This is a genomic window from Notoacmeibacter marinus, from assembly GCF_002238045.1.
GTDB lineage: Bacteria > Pseudomonadota > Alphaproteobacteria > Rhizobiales > Rhizobiaceae > Notoacmeibacter > Notoacmeibacter marinus.
Window position 1 is genome coordinate 1,329,404 of sequence record NZ_NBYO01000001.1, and the last position, 15,715, is coordinate 1,345,118.

At 61.4% G+C, this 15,715-nt stretch carries 10 protein-coding genes and 1 pseudogene; 6 read left to right on the forward strand and 5 right to left on the reverse strand.

The features are described from left to right. Positions 1-59: 59 nt before the first annotated feature. Positions 60-2,348 carry a methyl-accepting chemotaxis protein gene (locus tag B7H23_RS06380; RefSeq protein WP_094076472.1) on the reverse strand — a complete coding sequence of 763 codons (2,289 nt, stop codon included), beginning with the start codon at positions 2,346-2,348 and terminating at the stop codon, positions 60-62. Between the two features lie 211 nt (positions 2,349-2,559). Between B7H23_RS06380 and B7H23_RS06385 the strand changes: the two genes are divergently transcribed. Next, positions 2,560-3,321, forward strand: coding sequence for an SDR family NAD(P)-dependent oxidoreductase (locus B7H23_RS06385; RefSeq protein ID WP_094076473.1), 762 nt, complete (start codon positions 2,560-2,562; stop codon positions 3,319-3,321). Positions 3,322-3,339: 18 nt separating this feature from the next. Here the strand turns inward: B7H23_RS06385 and B7H23_RS06390 are convergent, their stop codons facing one another. Next, a complete protein-coding gene (locus B7H23_RS06390; RefSeq protein WP_094076474.1) occupies positions 3,340-3,693 on the reverse strand; it encodes a hypothetical protein in 354 nt (117 codons plus the stop codon). Between the two features lie 148 nt (positions 3,694-3,841). Here B7H23_RS06390 and B7H23_RS06395 point away from each other — a divergent pair, with 148 nt between their 5' ends. Further along, positions 3,842-4,087, forward strand: coding sequence for a DUF6455 family protein (locus B7H23_RS06395; protein ID WP_094076475.1), 246 nt, complete (start codon positions 3,842-3,844; stop codon positions 4,085-4,087). A 147-nt stretch (positions 4,088-4,234) separates the two neighbouring features. On the opposite strand, the pseudogene metH reads toward B7H23_RS06395, so the two are convergent. The 3 genes and pseudogenes from metH to B7H23_RS06410 form a co-directional block, all read right to left on the reverse strand. Further along, positions 4,235-7,941 (reverse strand): annotated as a pseudogene (metH, locus tag B7H23_RS06400) (methionine synthase). Positions 7,942-7,964: 23 nt separating this feature from the next. Continuing rightward, entirely contained in the window at positions 7,965-8,507 is a 543-nt protein-coding gene (locus tag B7H23_RS06405; protein ID WP_206608857.1) for a carboxymuconolactone decarboxylase family protein, read from the reverse strand. Positions 8,508-8,563: 56 nt separating this feature from the next. After that, positions 8,564-9,517, reverse strand: a complete 954-nt coding sequence (locus tag B7H23_RS06410) for a methylenetetrahydrofolate reductase (RefSeq protein ID WP_240534989.1) — start codon at positions 9,515-9,517, stop codon at positions 8,564-8,566. 244 nt (positions 9,518-9,761) lie between these two features. Between B7H23_RS06410 and B7H23_RS06415 the strand changes: the two genes are divergently transcribed. From B7H23_RS06415 to B7H23_RS06430, 4 genes are all read left to right on the forward strand, one after another. After that, complete coding sequence (locus B7H23_RS06415) at positions 9,762-11,792, forward strand: putative bifunctional diguanylate cyclase/phosphodiesterase (RefSeq protein WP_094076476.1); 2,031 nt, start codon at positions 9,762-9,764, stop codon at positions 11,790-11,792. A 121-nt stretch (positions 11,793-11,913) separates the two neighbouring features. Beyond that, positions 11,914-14,565: an HWE histidine kinase domain-containing protein gene (locus B7H23_RS06420; protein ID WP_158215784.1), complete on the forward strand. Its 2,652-nt coding sequence runs from the start codon at positions 11,914-11,916 to the stop codon at positions 14,563-14,565. 157 nt (positions 14,566-14,722) lie between these two features. Continuing rightward, a complete protein-coding gene (locus tag B7H23_RS16010; protein WP_158215785.1) occupies positions 14,723-15,082 on the forward strand; it encodes a response regulator in 360 nt (119 codons plus the stop codon). Positions 15,083-15,160: 78 nt separating this feature from the next. Continuing rightward, positions 15,161-15,694 carry a superoxide dismutase family protein gene (locus tag B7H23_RS06430; protein ID WP_094076479.1) on the forward strand — a complete coding sequence of 178 codons (534 nt, stop codon included), beginning with the start codon at positions 15,161-15,163 and terminating at the stop codon, positions 15,692-15,694. Positions 15,695-15,715: the final 21 nt, after the last annotated feature.

Sequence of the window (15,715 nt, forward strand, 5' to 3'; positions counted from 1 at the left end):
AACGACAAAGCCCGGCGCGATGGCCGGGCTTTTCGTTTGCACCATGTTCTTTGCGACGATCAGGCCGCGTCGGCGATTGATGCCATTTCCTCGGCGGCGGAAACGTCGAACTGCGACAATTGCCGGTTGAGCGCGGCGGCCTCGCCGGCCAGAACCTGGCTTCCGGCCGTGGATTCTTCGGCGATGGCCGCGTTCTTCTGGGTCTCCTGATCCATCATCCGCATCGTGCTGCTCACCTGCGACAGCCCGTCGGACTGGCTGCGCATGGACAAAGTGATCGCGGTGACATGTTCGCTGATGTCCGCCACTTCGCTGACGATGCGCTTCAGCGTATCGCCGGTATCGCTGACGAGGACGGAGCCGGACTTCACCTTCTCAACGGAGCGGGTGATCAGGCCGCGAATCTCGCCCGCCGCATCGCCGCATCGCTGCGCCAGCTCGCGCACTTCCTGCGCCACGACGCCAAACCCCTTGCCGGCATCCCCGGCGCGGGCGGCTTCCACGCCCGCATTCAGGGCCAGCAGATTGGTCTGGAAGGCGATCTCGTTGATGACGCTCACGATCTGCGTGATTTCATCGGAGGACTCCTCGATCTCGCGCATGGCGTTCATCGCGCGATCGACGATTTCCGCCGATTCGGCTGCCTCCTTCTGGGCATGATTGACGATCGACTGCACCTGATCGGTTCGCCCGGCCACCTCGGAGGCGTTCGAAGCGATCTGCGACAAGGTATCGGACGATTGTTCGATCGAAGCGGCCTGGGTTTCGGTGCGCTTGGCCAGATCGCCCGCCGCATTGCTGACTTCGGCCGATGACAGGCAGATCGAATCGGCGCTGCGAGCGGCCTGATAGAGCGCATCGGCCAGTTTTTCGGCCGCTTCGTTATAGTCCAGCCGAAGCTGGTCGAACTCGGCGGCGAAGGGCATGGCGATCCGATGGCTGATATTGCCGGCTGAAAGGCTTTTCAGCGCCGTGCCGAGCGTATCCAGCGCATGGCGGCGCGCTTCGTTGTCCTGTGCGGTCACGGCCTCGCGTTCGGCGCGCTCACTTTCGGACCGATTGCGCATCTGCTCGGTTTCGCCCTCTATGCGACGCTTTTCCAGCGCCTGTTCGCGGAAGATCTCCACGGCCGACGCCATCGAACCGATCTCGTTGCGAAGATCGTAATCATAGGCGGCGTTCTGGAGATCGCCATCGGCAAGCCGGCGCATATCCTCGGTCAGAACGTTGATCGGGCGGGCGACGATATTGGAAAAGATCATGCCGGTGATCGATACGAGGATCAGGGCAGCCAGCGTTAGACCGGCCATGGTCAGGCCCATATTGCTGACACCGGCCATGGCCGCATCCTGTTCGTACAATGTGATGACATGGAACGTCCTGCCGTCGAAATCGACATCCGAGGCCGCCGCGAGCGACGTGCCGAAACCCTGCGTGTCCTCGATAAGGCCATGGCTGATGCCATCGTCGCCAGGTTTCAGCGCCGACAGATCGAGCGGCTCAGGGCGCTTGCGGCCATCGCTGCTGGCGACAACCTGGCCGGAGGCGTCCGTCATGAGGATCGACCGGCTTTGAGGATCGAGCTGCTGCCTGGCGAACATTTCGGAGAATTTGATCGCGGAAACGCGAAAGGCGACGACCGCCATTGGCGGAGCGACCTCACCCTCGGCAAGGCCGAAGGTGGATTTGCGTTCAACCCCGTGCGCCAGGATAAGCGAAGGCCCGCCGACGGGGAAGCGTTCGAACCCCTTGCTCGACAGACTGGTGGCTTCGCCTGCCATGATGGACTGGAAGAACCGGTTGAGCGAGCCGAATTCGCTCGCCTGAAGGTTCTGCATGAATTCTTCGGACTTGGTGACCGTGTAGACGATGTTGCCCTTGTCATCGATCAAATAGAGATCCGAAAGACCAAGATCCTTCCAATAGCTGAAAAGCGAATTGTGCACCTCGGAATGCTTCCATTCGTAGATGCTGACATTGCGGTTGCGGCCGGCGAACTGAGCGCGTTCCTCCGGCGTCGCGCCGGAATTGCGGAACGTGTCGATGTTCTCCTGCCGCTTGCGCTCGACATTGAAGCCGATCGAAAGTTCGGCCAGGCTGTTGGGCACCATCGCGCCGCCGGACATATTGGTGATGGCTTCGTTGAGACGTTGTTCGTAATCGTTGACGAGTTGAGCCTGGTTGCTGGCGATGAGGCCGAGCTCGCGTGCGATGGACTGCCGCATCTCGCCCGCCGACTGGATGTAGCCGACCGTGCCGACGACCGCGCTGGCAAGAACGGCCAATACCGCAAATAGAGCCGAAAGGCTGAAGCGAAGACTATATCGCCCAACAATGTTCGCGAGCATTCGTATCTCCTATTAGACCATTCGTTCCATTGGATGCCGCAAGACATTTAAATTTGATTTAAACCGGATGAATTGCGCGCCGGGTGCTTATCGACGAGTGCGAAGTCCCGCACGGCCAGAAATTGCGCATGTGCTGCAACGATAAATGGTTTGCCAGGCGGATTTCGGCCTGTATGTCGTAGCCGACCGCAGACAAAAGAGGAGGAATTTCATGATTATTTCAGGACAGGCCGCATTGGTGACGGGTGGCGCTTCGGGCCTCGGTCTGGCGACCGCGAAACGCCTGGCCGAAGCCGGTGCGAACGTCGCCCTGCTGGATATGAACGAGGAGGCTGGCCGCAAGCAAGCCGAGGCTCTCGGCGGTCATTTCATCAAGGTCGATGTCGGCGATGACGCCGCCGTTCGCGATGCCGTGGCCGAAGCCGAGCAGAAACACGGCGTGGCTCGCGTCCTGGTCAATTGCGCCGGGGTCGGCACGCCCTCGAAGATGCTCGATCGCGAAGGCAAAGCGACGCCGCTCGACTTCTTCGCCAAGGTCGTCGGCATCAATTTGATCGGCACCTACAATGTGACCGCCAAATTCGCCGAACGGCTGGCCGCGAACGAACCCCTCGACGAAGAGCGCGGCGTCGTCATCAACACGGCATCGGTGGCGGCATTCGACGGTCAGATCGGCCAGCCGGCCTACGCGGCCTCCAAATCCGGCGTCGCCGGCATGACGCTGCCGCTCGCCCGCGAACTGGCGCGATACGGCATTCGCGTCATGACCATCGCGCCCGGCATCTTTCGCACGCCCATGGTGGCCGGCCTGCCGCAGGAGGCGCAGGACAGTCTCGGCAAGCAGGTGCCGTTTCCCAGCCGCCTTGGCGAGCCCGACGAATATGCCAAGCTGGCCGAAGCGATTATCGGCAACCCCATGTTGAACGGCGAGACGATCCGCCTGGACGGCGCGATCCGCATGGCCCCGAAATAGGATCGCGAGCCTCGTCGATCAGAACAGTCCGCCATAGGCGAGGGCCATGCTGATCGGCGAGAACGAGCCGAAAAAGAGAAGCGTCATGGCGCAGGCAAAAGTCCAGAGCGCCATGGCCCACACGCCGGGCGTCCATCCGTCGGCGCGTTTCGCGCGCCATGTCAGCCAGGCATTGTAGCCGATCACGCCAACGCCGATTGCCAACGCCAGAACGACGAAGACAAAGGGCGGCATGGCGGCCAGCGCACCGCCTTTCGCCAGAAGGCTGTAGACGAAGGCGAGCGCCGGCACGCCGAACAGATTGACCAGCACGAAGGTCTTTGCCGTGACCTCAAAAGCTGGCGGCGGCGGCAGTTCGATACGGCCTTTCAAAGGTCTGGTCCCTTTCGACGGTCGGCGGAATCAGCCGCGGCGCGGCTGGCCGGTGAACAATGATGCGTGTTTCGTTGATTCAGATCAAACGCTCATTCTCAAGGAGCGATTAAGTTCTCACCCTACGAGAGGCGTTGGGAGAGGCACGATGGGTTTTTTCAATAGGTCCGAAAAGCATGGCGACTTGGTTGGCGCCATGATGGACCGGACAGGCGCGCTGGACGATGAGCGTATTCTTCGCCTTTCCGATTCCGTTTTGCGCACGGCATGGTTCCGATGCCAGGGCTGCCGTCAGGCCGACGCCTGCGCCGAGTTCCTGGAAACGGGCGATGCGGACGCGCCGACGCCGGATTACTGTCAGAACAAGGCGCTTATGGACTCGCTGGCCCGCTGAGGTCCGGGCTGCGCGCCGATGGATCGGCAATGACAGCATTCGCTCGTCCGGCGTTCAGCGCCGGCGGCGAAACAGCCACGATGCGATAACGAACGCCGCAATGAAAATGGCAATCCAGATCAGCCAGCGCAGCATGACGTTCTCCTCCTAGCGATCGTAATTGAGGATGGGCGCCAGCCAGCGCTCCATATCAGCCAGATCCATCTTCTTGCGCCGCGCATAATCCTCCACCTGATCCTTCTCGATCTTTCCGACGCCGAAATAGACACAGTCCGGATGGCTGAAGTAAAGGCCGGAGACCGATGATGCCGGATGCATGGCAAAGCTCTGCGTCAGCGTGACGCCGGCTTCCTCGGTGGCGTTCAGCAGCGAGAAGAGCGTCGCCTTCTCCGTATGGTCCGGCTGCGACGGATAGCCCGGCGCGGGGCGGATGCCGCGATATTTCTCGCCGATCAGCTCGTCATTTGAGAGGGCTTCATCCGGCGCATAGCCCCAGAATTCGCGGCGGACGCGCTTGTGCATGTGTTCGGCAAAGGCCTCGGCCAGCCGGTCGCAGAGCGCCTTGAACAGAATGTTGTTGTAGTCGTCATGGGCTGCGGTGAAGGCTTTCGAGCGAACCTCCTCGCCGAGGCCTGCCGTGACGCAAAACCCGCCCATCCAGTCTTCCGTCGGAGAGACGAAATCGGAAAGGCAGTAATTGGGGCGCTTGTTGCCCCGCTTCTGGATCTGTTGCCGCAGGCCATGGAAGGTCGCGATGCGGTTCTGCCGGGTTTCGTCCTCGAAAATCGCGATATCGTCTTCCTGGTCGCGGCGGGCCGGCCAGAAACCGATGACGGCGCGGGCTTCTACCCACTTCTCCTCGACCATCTTGTCGAGCATCTCGTTGGCGTCGCGGAAGAGATCGCGCGCCGCCGGCCCATAGCTCTCGCTTTCCAGAATGGCCGGATAGCGGCTCTTCATCTCCCAGGTCGCGAAGAACGGCGTCCAGTCGATATGCTCGCGCAGGGTGGCCAGATCGTACTCGACGAAATTGCGAATGCCGGTGAAGGTCGGCGCGGGGGGCGTGTAGGTCTCGAAATCGAGCTTTGCGGCGTTGTCCCGCGCTTCCTTGAGCGTCAGGCGTTCCTTCTTGCCCTGCGAATCCAGATGGGCGGCGCGGGCCTTTGCATTCTCGTCGCGGACGCGGGCGACATAGCCGGCCTTCTGCTCGCCGAGCAATTGGCCGACAACGCCGACCGCGCGCGAGGCATCGGTCACATAGACCACGGCGTCGTTCTCGTAGGCCGGTTCGATCTTGACCGCAGTGTGGGTCGATGAGGTGGTCGCGCCGCCGATCAGCAGCGGAATGCGCATATCCAGACGCTGCATCTCCTTGGCGACATCGACCATCTCATCGAGCGAGGGCGTGATCAGGCCGGACAGGCCGATCATGTCGACCTTGTTGTCGTTGGCCTCCTGCAGGATTCTTTCCGCCGGCACCATGACGCCCAGATCGATGACGTCGTAGCCGTTGCATTGCAGCACGACGCCGACAATGTTCTTGCCGATGTCGTGGACGTCGCCCTTCACCGTCGCCATCAGGACGGTGCCGTTGGATTTGCCGGCATTGCCGCTCTCTTCCTTCTCCGCTTCCAGATATGGGAAGAGATAGGCGACGGCGGCCTTCATGACGCGGGCGCTCTTGACGACCTGCGGCAGGAACATCTTGCCGGCGCCGAAGAGATCGCCGACCACGTTCATGCCGTCCATCAGCGGCCCTTCGATGACATGGAGCGGGCGCTCGGCCTTCTGGCGCGCCTCTTCGGTGTCCTCGACAATGTAGTCTGTGATGCCGTGAACGAGCGCATGTTCCAGACGCTTGGTCACGGGCTGCTCACGCCATTTCGTGTCCTGCTGGCGCGCCTTCGCGCCACCTTCGCCACGATATTTGTCGGCGATGGCGAGCAGGCGGTCGGTCGAGTCGTCGCGGCGGTTGAGGATGACGTCCTCGACAGCCTCGCGCAGCTCTTCGGGGATGTCGTCATAAATCGTCAGCTGCCCGGCATTGACGATGGCCATGTCGAGACCGGCCGGAATGGCGTGATAGAGGAAGACCGAATGCATCGCTTCGCGGACAGGTTCGTTGCCGCGGAACGAGAAGGAGACGTTGGAGAGGCCGCCGGAAATCCGCGCATGGGGCAGATGGGCCTTGATGCGCCGGCAGGCGTCGAAAAATGCCACGGCGTAGTCGTTGTGCTCTTCGATGCCGGTGGCGACGGCGAAGATGTTGGGATCGAAGATGATGTCTTCCGGCGGGAAATCGATTCTGTCGACGAGCAGATTATAGGCGCGCTCGCAGATCGTGAATTTGTGCTCGGCCGTTTCGGCCTGACCGTCCTCGTCGAAGGCCATGATGACGGTCGCCGCGCCATAAGCCTTCACCTTGCGGGCCTGTTCGAGGAACTGTTCTTCGCCTTCCTTCAGGCTGATGGAATTGACGACGGCCTTGCCCTGCACGCATTTCAGCCCGGCCTCGATCACCTCCCATTTGGAGCTGTCGATCATGACCGGCACGCGGGCGATGTCGGGTTCGCCGGCCATGCGCTGCAGGAAGGTCGTCATCGCCTCGGCGCCGTCGATCAGGCCGTCATCCATATTGACGTCGATGATCTGGGCGCCGTTCTCGACCTGCTGGCGGGCAACGGAAAGCGCTTCCTCGAACCGGCCATCGACGATCAGCTTCTTAAACTTCGCCGAGCCGGCGACATTGGTGCGCTCGCCAATATTGACGAACTGGGTGGAGGCGGTCTGGCTCATGCGTTCACCGCGATCTGGAAGGGTTCGAGACCGGAGAGTCGAAGGGTCGGCGTGATTTGGGGCGGCTGGTGAGGTTTCGTCGCCTCGACGGCCTTGGCGATGGCGCGGATATGGTCGGGCGTGGTGCCGCAGCAGCCGCCGAGAATGTTGACATAGCCTTCGTCCGCCCATGGCTTGAGCTGCGCCTGCATCTCATCCGGGCTCTGGTCGTATTCGCCGAAGGCGTTGGGCAGGCCAGCATTCGGGAAGGCCAGGATGCTACAATCGGCGACCTTGGAAATCGCCACGATATGGGGGCGCATTTCGTCGGCGCCAAGGGCGCAGTTCAGCCCGACCGCGAAGGGTCTGGCGTGCTTGACCGACAGCCAAAAGGCTTCCGGCGTCTGGCCGGAGAGGGTGCGGCCAGACCGATCCGTGATGGTGCCGGAAATCAGAATCGGCTTTTCCGCGCCATGGGCATCGAACGCCTCCTGCGCGGCAAGGATGGCGGCCTTGGCATTGAGCGTATCGAAGATCGTCTCGATCAGCAGCGCGTCGACATTGTCGAACATCGCGTCGATCTGGCCGCGATAGGTCTCTTTCACCTCGTCGAAGGTGACATCGCGAAAACCGGGATCCTCCACTTTGGGTGAGATCGACAGCGTCTTGTTGAGCGGGCCGATGGAGCCCAGAACGGCGCGTGGCTTGTCCGGTGTCTTCTCCGTCCATTCATCGGCGCATTGGCGGGCGACCTTCGCGGCGGCGGCGGCGATCTCGCCGGCATGATCCTGCAGGCCGTAATCGGCCTGGCTGATCGTGGTGGCGTTGAAGCTGTTGGTTTCGATCAGGTCCGCACCGGCTTCCAGATAGGCGTCGTGGACTTTCGCCACCGCTTCCGGCTTCGTCAGCGACAGAAGATCGTTGTCGCCTTTCAGCGGCAACTTCCAGTCGACGAATTGCGTGCCGCGAAAATCCTCTTCCTCCAGCTTCTGGCGCTGGAGCATCGTGCCCATCGCGCCGTCGAGAATGAGAATGTGGTTTGCGGCCCGCTCGGTGACGTCTTTCCAACGCTCAGTCATGAAGTTCAATCCCTGATGGTGGCCTATTGGGCCGCCGGTTCGGTTCTTGTTGCGGTTTGGGCTTTCGCAAGCCGGCGCATCGTTTCGATATTGCAAGCCGTCGCATAGCCCAATGCGCGCTTGATGCCCGGCAGGATGGCCGCGCCGTTCATGGCGTAGGCCAGTTCGATCAGACCTGGGTCGCCATAGGCCGCCCGGACAGCCTCACGGGCCTCGGTGTCGTCGGTTCGATCGCGGACGGTCGCGTCGGCAAGCCGACAAACCCATTGCAGGTCGGGTGTAAGGTGCTGGCCAGTCAAAGCGCGATCGATGGTCGCGTCATCCATTCCGGACTGCCTGGCCAGGTTGATCTCGACTTCGACGCAAGCGCCGCGTATTCGCGCCACATGGTAAGCATCCTTCGGGGCATGGCGGTTCGGATCGAGAAAGCCGAACAGCCTGTTGTAACGCATCAGAAGGCCAAAATCCGTTTTCGCGATCTCGCGCACATAGTCCAGCGTCACGCCGAGCCGCTTTTCCCCACGACGGATCATGGAAAGCGCGAGCATTGTCAGAGGTGAAGTCATGCCAATTCCTTCCGTGCCGGATTTTGCCTGCATGTCAAAGCAGCTGCCCTGACAGTTCATTCTCTGTGTCGGATACGGGCATGGGCTTCGCCCAGCGCACGGCTGACCGCAATGGCGATGTCCGCCCGGTTCAGCGTGTAAAGGTGAAAGTCGCGAACACCGCCATCGTAAAGTTCGGCACACAGATCCGTCGCAACCGATGCCGTGAGCATCTGGCGGGTCGGAAGATCGTCCTCCAGCCCTTCGAAGAGGCGCCGATACCAGTCCGGCACCGCGACGCCGACGGCGTTCGCCATGCGCGACAGGCCCTCGACATTGGGTTGCAGCATGACGCCCGGCACGATGTCGATGTCGATCCCGGCATCGGCGACACGGTCGCGGAAGCGAAAGAAGATGTCCGCTTCGAAGAAGAACTGGGTGATGGCCTTACTTGCGCCCGCGTCGGCCTTGCGCCGCAGCACGTCGAGTTCGGTCTGCCAGTCGGGGCTTTCGGGATGCCGTTCGGGATAGGCCGAACAGAACACCTCGAAATCATGGCGTTTCTTCAGCCCCTCGATCAGTTCCGGAGCATAGGGATAGCCCTCGGGATGCGGCTCGTAGCGACCGCCGAAGCCGGACTGCGGATCGCCGCGCAGGGCGACGATCGACCGGACACCGGCCTCCCATAATTCATCGGCCACCGCATCGATGGTCGCGCAGCTTGCGCCGACGCAGGTCAGATGAGCAGCCGGCGTCAGAGACGTCTCGCGCACCATTCTGGCGACGGTGCCGAGAGTGCGCTCCTGGGTGGTGCCACCCGCGCCATAAGTGACGGATACATAGGAGGGCTGGAGGATCTCCAGTCGTTTGACGGCGTCCCATAAAGCCGCCTCGGCCTTCTCGGTCTTTGCCGGGAAAAACTCGTAGGACACCTTTACATCGGCATCGTTCGCGCCATCCAGCCGAATGACGGGAGCCCGGTCCGTGCTCTCCCGAAGGGGCGTATGCGGCATCGCCATCATGGTCTCCATTGGCCCTGGCCTCCGGCGCGGCATGAGGTCAACCGCTGCGGGAAGTCAAGCGGCGAACCGACCTGCGCTCCAGGTGGCGCGAGGACATAAACAATTCTTTATGTCTCTTGTCAATGGTTCGCGGCAGAAGCGGCGCACATCATATCCAACCTGACATTACGTAAGGTGCAATTCGTTACAAATTAAGCAGGTGTCAAGGGTTGATGCTGCAAGTTGATATTCGCTGCCAAAGGAACTCAGGGCTATGCCGGCCAAGCAAACCTATCGTATTCTTCTTGCTGACGCGGATCGCGACCGGTTGCTTGTGGTGCGCGAAGCTCTGAGTGAACTCACCCGAACATCGCTTTCGGTCACGACCTGCCATAGCGCGGGCGCCATGATCGGCCTGCTCAAACGCGACACATTCGACTTGATCCTGGCTGCCGCCGACCTTCCCGGCTGCTGTGGCGCCGAACTGCTGTGTTGGATGAAGGCGCAGGCCCGGCAGGTGCCGATCGTGCTGATAGCTCCCGAGTGGCAGAATTCGGACGAGATGGAATATAGCGGCGCAGCGGATCTGCTGCATCATGGCGAACTGACCGCGCCCATTCTGGAGCGCGCCATCCGCTATGCGGTGTACGGCCATGACCGACAGGCCATGACGATGTCCGTTCTGGAGAACACCGAGGCGGCCATCGCCGTCATCGATGGCGAAAACCGTGTGAGAATGGCCAATTCGGCCTTCTGGAGCGCCGCGGCACAATCGGCGGCGAGCGCGGGCCGCTTTCAGTCCGACGTACTTCTGGCCAAAGTCCTGCGCCACGAAACCGGCCAGATCCACGTCGGCGACCGTGTGTTCGAAAGCCGTGTCGTCGACCTGCCGCATGATTTCCGGTCGATCGTGCTGGTCGACGTCACGCGCCACGCCATGGCTCTGGAAGAGCGGCGGGACACCGAGAAGCGCATCACGCACCTGGCCACGCACGATCCGTTGACCGGCCTGCCCAACCGGCTCGGTTTCAGCGGCGAAATCAACAAGCGCATTCGTTCGGCCAAGCTGGAGGAACGCGAATTCTACCTCGTCACCTTCGATCTGAAGCGCTTCAAGGAGATCAACGACGTTTTCGGACATGCGACCGGAGACGGCTTGCTCCGAAGCGTTGCCAAGCGAATGCGCGAATGCCTGCGGGAAGATGAGTATCTGGCCCGGCTGGGCGGCGACGAATTCGTTGTCATTCAGCCGAAGACACAAAGCGATGACGACAAGCTGCCCTCGGTCGTTCGGCGTGTCCTCAAGGCCTGCGACCAGAGCTTCAGCATCAAGAAGAAGCTGATCAACGTGTCGCTCAGCGCCGGCATATCGATCTATCCGGACCACGGCCGCACTGCGGAGGAACTGCAGGCCAATGCGGGCTGCGCGATCGGGCGCATCAAACAGAACCCGCTGGAACGCGTTTGCACCTTCGACGAGAATATGGACCGGGCTCTCCGCAAGCGGCGGACATTGGCCGCCGATCTGCAGAAGGCGCTGGAGGACCGCGCCATCGAAGTGCATTTCCAGCCGAAAGCCAGGGTCGGCGATTGTCGCCTGACCGGTTTCGAAGCGCTGGCGCGATGGACCCACCCCGAGCTCGGACCGATTTCACCGGTCGAGTTCATCTCGATTGCCGAAGAGTATGGCATGATCATCGAACTGGGCCGATGCCTGATGGAGAAGGCCTGCTCCATCGCCTATCACTGGCCGCGCGATCTTCAGCTCGCGATCAATGTCTCGCCCGTTCAGATCATCCATACCGATCTGGTCGAAACGGTACGCGAAACGCTCCTGACGACCGGTCTCAATCCCAAACGGCTTGAAATCGAGATCACCGAATCCCTCCTTATCGGGGATACGGAGCGGACGCTGGACGTGCTGCGCAAGTTGCGGGCCATGGACATATCGATCGCCATGGACGATTTCGGCACGGGCTATTCCTCGCTATCGGCTCTCATGGCCTTCCCCTTCGATACGCTGAAGATCGACCGGAGCTTCATCGAGAAAATCACGCATAATCCGCAGGCCTACGAAATCGTACGCTCGGTGATCGGTCTGGGCCGGATGATGGACTTCAAGGTCGTGGCCGAAGGCGTCGACATGCAAAGCCATATCGACTTTCTGCGCGAGCATGGCTGCTCGGAAATGCAGGGCTTCCTTCTCGGCAAACCGATGCCTGCCGAACAGGTCACAAGGCTGATCGAAGCGGGACCGGTGCTGAAATATACCGCGTCGCCGGGCGTGGTGCCACGCGCCGCCTGATCGCCGGGTCGCGCCGGCGGGCGGTGGCTGCCACTTTGAACAAAGCTATGGGATCGGAAACGACTATCCGTTGTATTCTGCCCGAAGCTTGTCCATGTTTGCGATGGATTTGGCAGGGTTCATGGACTATCGATTGACCGGCAACATTCTGGGTGAATTGCACCAGCGTCGGCTCGGTCTACTGCCGGCCAACGTCGTTGCCTTTCTCTTCTTCTTCACGGCGTCGGGCGGTGTGCTTTACCTGTCCGACCGCACCGATACGTTTGCCCCGATCTGGCCTGCGGCGGGCGTGGCGCTCGCCATGATTTCGCTGTTCGGCTATCGCGTCGTTCCAAGTCTCTTCCTGGCCAGCCTTCTGGCGCTGCGCTTTTTCGCCGGCAATCTGGCCTTGGGTGAGATGCTGGTCATCGCCGCCGTCGACGTGGCAGGCCCGATGGCCGGGGTTGCGGCGGCACGGCTGATTGGCGTGCGCGACCCCTTCGAGCGTGTTTCCTCACTCCTGTTATTTCTTCTGGTCGCGGGCATACCGAGCGCTTTGGCCACCGTCGGCACCTCGCTGATCGTCGAGACGCAGAACGGACATCTGCCCGCCGACCGCTGGCACGATCTGGGTCTCGTGCTGTTGCTCGGCCAACTGGTCGGCATCGTCACCATCTGGCCGCTTCTGGAAAGCTGGTGGCGATATGGCGTGCCGCAACGTCCGGGCCTTCTGGTCCTGATCGTCGCACTCATCGTCAGCGCCACCAGTGTGCTTCTTCTGACAGACAGCATCTATCTGCGCTTCATCCATGTGGCGCCACTGATCATCTGGGCCTCGCTTGCCTATGATGTGCGGGGCGCCTCGCTGGCGGTGGCGCTGGTCGGCCTGCTCTACAGCGTCAATCTGATCTGGCAGGCGGACACGGTAATGGGCGTGGACATGGTTCAGGGCCGCACCGCCTTTCTACAGCAACAGCTCTTCATCGTTGGAGCGATCGCCCTGGTGGTCGGGGTCATCGACTATTCCCGGCAGAAGAAGCAGCAGGACCGACTTTCGCTCGCGGCCGATGCTGCCGGGCTCGGTTTCTTCGAAGCCAATCTGAAAACCGGCGTCATGCTCGTCGATGAGCGCATCCGCCAGGTGCTCGATCTTCCGGCTTCGAACCAGCCCATCAGGATCATCAGCTTTTTGAACCAGCTAAACCCGGATGACGCGGTCGCGCTTCGGCCGATTCTTCTGCATGACGACCAGTCCGACGGCACGACCTTCACCGTGGAGCCGCGCATCGACGACAAGGCAACCGCACTGCCGCGCTGGGTTTCGATCAATGGCAGGATCGCTCATGAACGCCGCAGCATGGGCGCCACGCGGATCATGGCTCGCGGCTCGGTGCGCGACATCACCGAGCGGAAGCGCGTCGAGCGGCGCGTACGCCAGCATGAACGTCTGTTGCGCGGCATTCTCGATAGTCTGGCTGCCTGGGTGGCGGTGGTCGGCCCGGATGGCACGGTTGTGGAAACCAATGAGGGCGACTTCGTGCGCACCGATCGTTCGATGACGGGCCTTCTCGGCACGAAGATCTGGAACGAGACCTGGTGGGACGGCAGCGCCGATGCCGCCTCCATGGTGCGCGAAGCGGTGCAGGCGGCCACGCGGGACGGCGAAACGTCCCGTTTCGATATTCGCATGAGCGGGCCGGACGGGCAGAGTTTCGAAGCTTTCTGGATCGATTTGCAGATCGCGCCATTGCAGGGCGCGCCGATCACCGGCTCGGTGGTGCTGTCCGGTATCGACATCACCTCGCGCCGCGCTGCGGAGAAATTGTCGCGCAGCCTCGGCGATATTGTCGATGCCACGCCCGACTATGTGGCGTTCGGCACGCCCGACGGATCGGTGAGCTTTCTTAATCCGGGCGGTCGCCGGCTGCTTTCCGAAGGCCGCGACCGGAGCGATGCGCACGATCCCGTGCCCGACGAAGCGCCCAATCTCTTCGCCAATCTCACCGACGATCAGCGTGATACGCTCTTCACCGACGGGTTCTGGATGGGTGAAAACACGCTGGAACTGGCGAATGGACGGCGCATTCCCGTCAGTCAGGTGCTCATCGCCCATAAGGACGACGGCGTCGTGACATCGCTATCGACCATCATGCGCGACATGACGGAACAGCAACGGAGTGTGGAGCGACAATCGCTTCTCATGCGCGAACTCTCACACAGGGTGAAGAACACGCTGGCCGTGATCCAGGGCATGGCCCGGCAAACCTTGCGGACGGCCGACAGCCCCCAGAATTTCGCCGACAGCTTCATGGGCCGGATCGCCAGCCTTTCGGCAAGTCATGCTCTTCTGACGGAACGCGACTGGTCGGCGCCGAGTCTTCGCGAGGTGATCCATTCGCAGTTGCGCCCGCTTCTCGGCGCGGACCGGTCGATCGAGATTTCCGGGCCGGTCGTTCTGCTACCGGCGGAAACCGCCACGCAGTTCGGCCTGGTCATTCACGAACTCGGAACCAATGCGATCAAGCATGGCGCGCTGGCGTCGGACGAAGGGGCGCTTTCGATTACATGGACGATGGGGGACAGGCGGCGTCTGCATTTCGTCTGGAAGGAAAAACACTCGCCGTCCCAATCCTGTGACGAGAGCGATACGACCGGGTTCGGAACGCGCCTGCTTCAGATGACGGCGATCGGACTGGAGCGACGTTTCGAGGCCGATGGGCTGCGTGTCATATTCGATCTGGAACTGCCCGACAGCGCGGAACGGCTCGTCGATCCAGCCACTTCGCGGCAGTGAAACCGGCCAGATTCACGCATTTTCTGCAGTTCGGCTTCCGATCGAGCTGTCGCGAACCGGCACACTTTACCGTTCGATAACGATAAACATGCTCTTTTCGTATCTGGGAGAAACTAAAGCGATGATCGAACATTGTTCTTCCCGAAAGGACAATAAAATGATGACAGTTTTATTTAAGAACGTCCTAATTGTAGAAGACGAGATGCTGATTGCCATGGATGCGGAGGACAGCCTGGAATCGGCTGGTCACGGCGTTGCGAGCATCGCCCGGACGGTGAGAGACGCCATGAGCATTCTTCAGAATGCCAAGGTGGACGCCGCCCTTCTGGATTTCAATCTGCCGGACGGCACATCCGCCCCGATCGCCCAATGGCTGCAGGACCATGGCGTCCCCTTTGCGATCGTGACGTCTCAGAGCCCCAACCAGCTTTGTGACGAGGGCCTGCCGCGCTCGCGCATCTATCAGAAGCCATCCGATTACGCAGCCATAGCGCAGGATCTCGCCGCTGCGGCCTGATCGCCGGAGTTTGCCTGGAACAGCTTTTGCCGCAATGGCGTTGGTCTCCCGCAAGTCACTTGTGAGGAGACCTTTTTTATGCGCATCACCTCGACAGCCATTCTGGCTCTTTGCCTTTCCACCATGGCCGCACCGGCTCTGTCTCAAGACGAAGGCGGCGCCATGGCTTCAGCGACGGCCGCGCTCAAAGGCGCGGATGGCGCCGATCACGGTTCGGTCATGCTCAAGCAGACGCCCAATGGCGTGCTCCTGACACTGGATCTGAAGGACGTTCCCGCCGGTGTTCATGGGTTCCATATCCACGAGACCGGCAAGTGCGCTCCCGACTTCAAGGCCGCCGGCGGGCATTTCGCCGAGGGCAAGGACCATGGCTTTCTGGCCGAGGGCGGTCCGCATCCCGGCGACATGCCGAACATCCATGTCGACGATAGCGGAGCACTCAAGCAGGAAGTCCTGAACACGCGGATCAGTCTGAACGAAGGCGAGGACGGCTATCTGATGGACGAAGACGGGTCGGCCATCCTGATCCATTCCGGGGCAGACGATTATCAGAGCCAGCCGAGCGGCGATGCCGGAGACCGGATTGCCTGCGGAGTCATCGAGACGAATTGAGGCCGCCCATCGCGGTCGATC

What these genes read in the sequence shown, in the direction of transcription:
- B7H23_RS06380 (WP_094076472.1), bottom strand. Translation starts at nt 2,348, where the DNA reads ATGCTCGCGAACATTGTTGGGCGATATAGTCTTCGCTTCAGCCTTTCG.
- B7H23_RS06385 (WP_094076473.1), top strand. Translation starts at nt 2,560, where the DNA reads ATGATTATTTCAGGACAGGCCGCATTGGTGACGGGTGGCGCTTCGGGC.
- B7H23_RS06395 (WP_094076475.1), top strand. Translation starts at nt 3,842, where the DNA reads ATGGGTTTTTTCAATAGGTCCGAAAAGCATGGCGACTTGGTTGGCGCC.
- B7H23_RS06405 (WP_206608857.1), bottom strand. Translation starts at nt 8,507, where the DNA reads ATGACTTCACCTCTGACAATGCTCGCGCTTTCCATGATCCGTCGTGGG.
- B7H23_RS06410 (WP_240534989.1), bottom strand. Translation starts at nt 9,517, where the DNA reads ATGGAGACCATGATGGCGATGCCGCATACGCCCCTTCGGGAGAGCACG.
- B7H23_RS06415 (WP_094076476.1), top strand. Translation starts at nt 9,762, where the DNA reads ATGCCGGCCAAGCAAACCTATCGTATTCTTCTTGCTGACGCGGATCGC.
- B7H23_RS06420 (WP_158215784.1), top strand. Translation starts at nt 11,914, where the DNA reads ATGGACTATCGATTGACCGGCAACATTCTGGGTGAATTGCACCAGCGT.
- B7H23_RS16010 (WP_158215785.1), top strand. Translation starts at nt 14,723, where the DNA reads ATGATGACAGTTTTATTTAAGAACGTCCTAATTGTAGAAGACGAGATG.
- B7H23_RS06430 (WP_094076479.1), top strand. Translation starts at nt 15,161, where the DNA reads ATGCGCATCACCTCGACAGCCATTCTGGCTCTTTGCCTTTCCACCATG.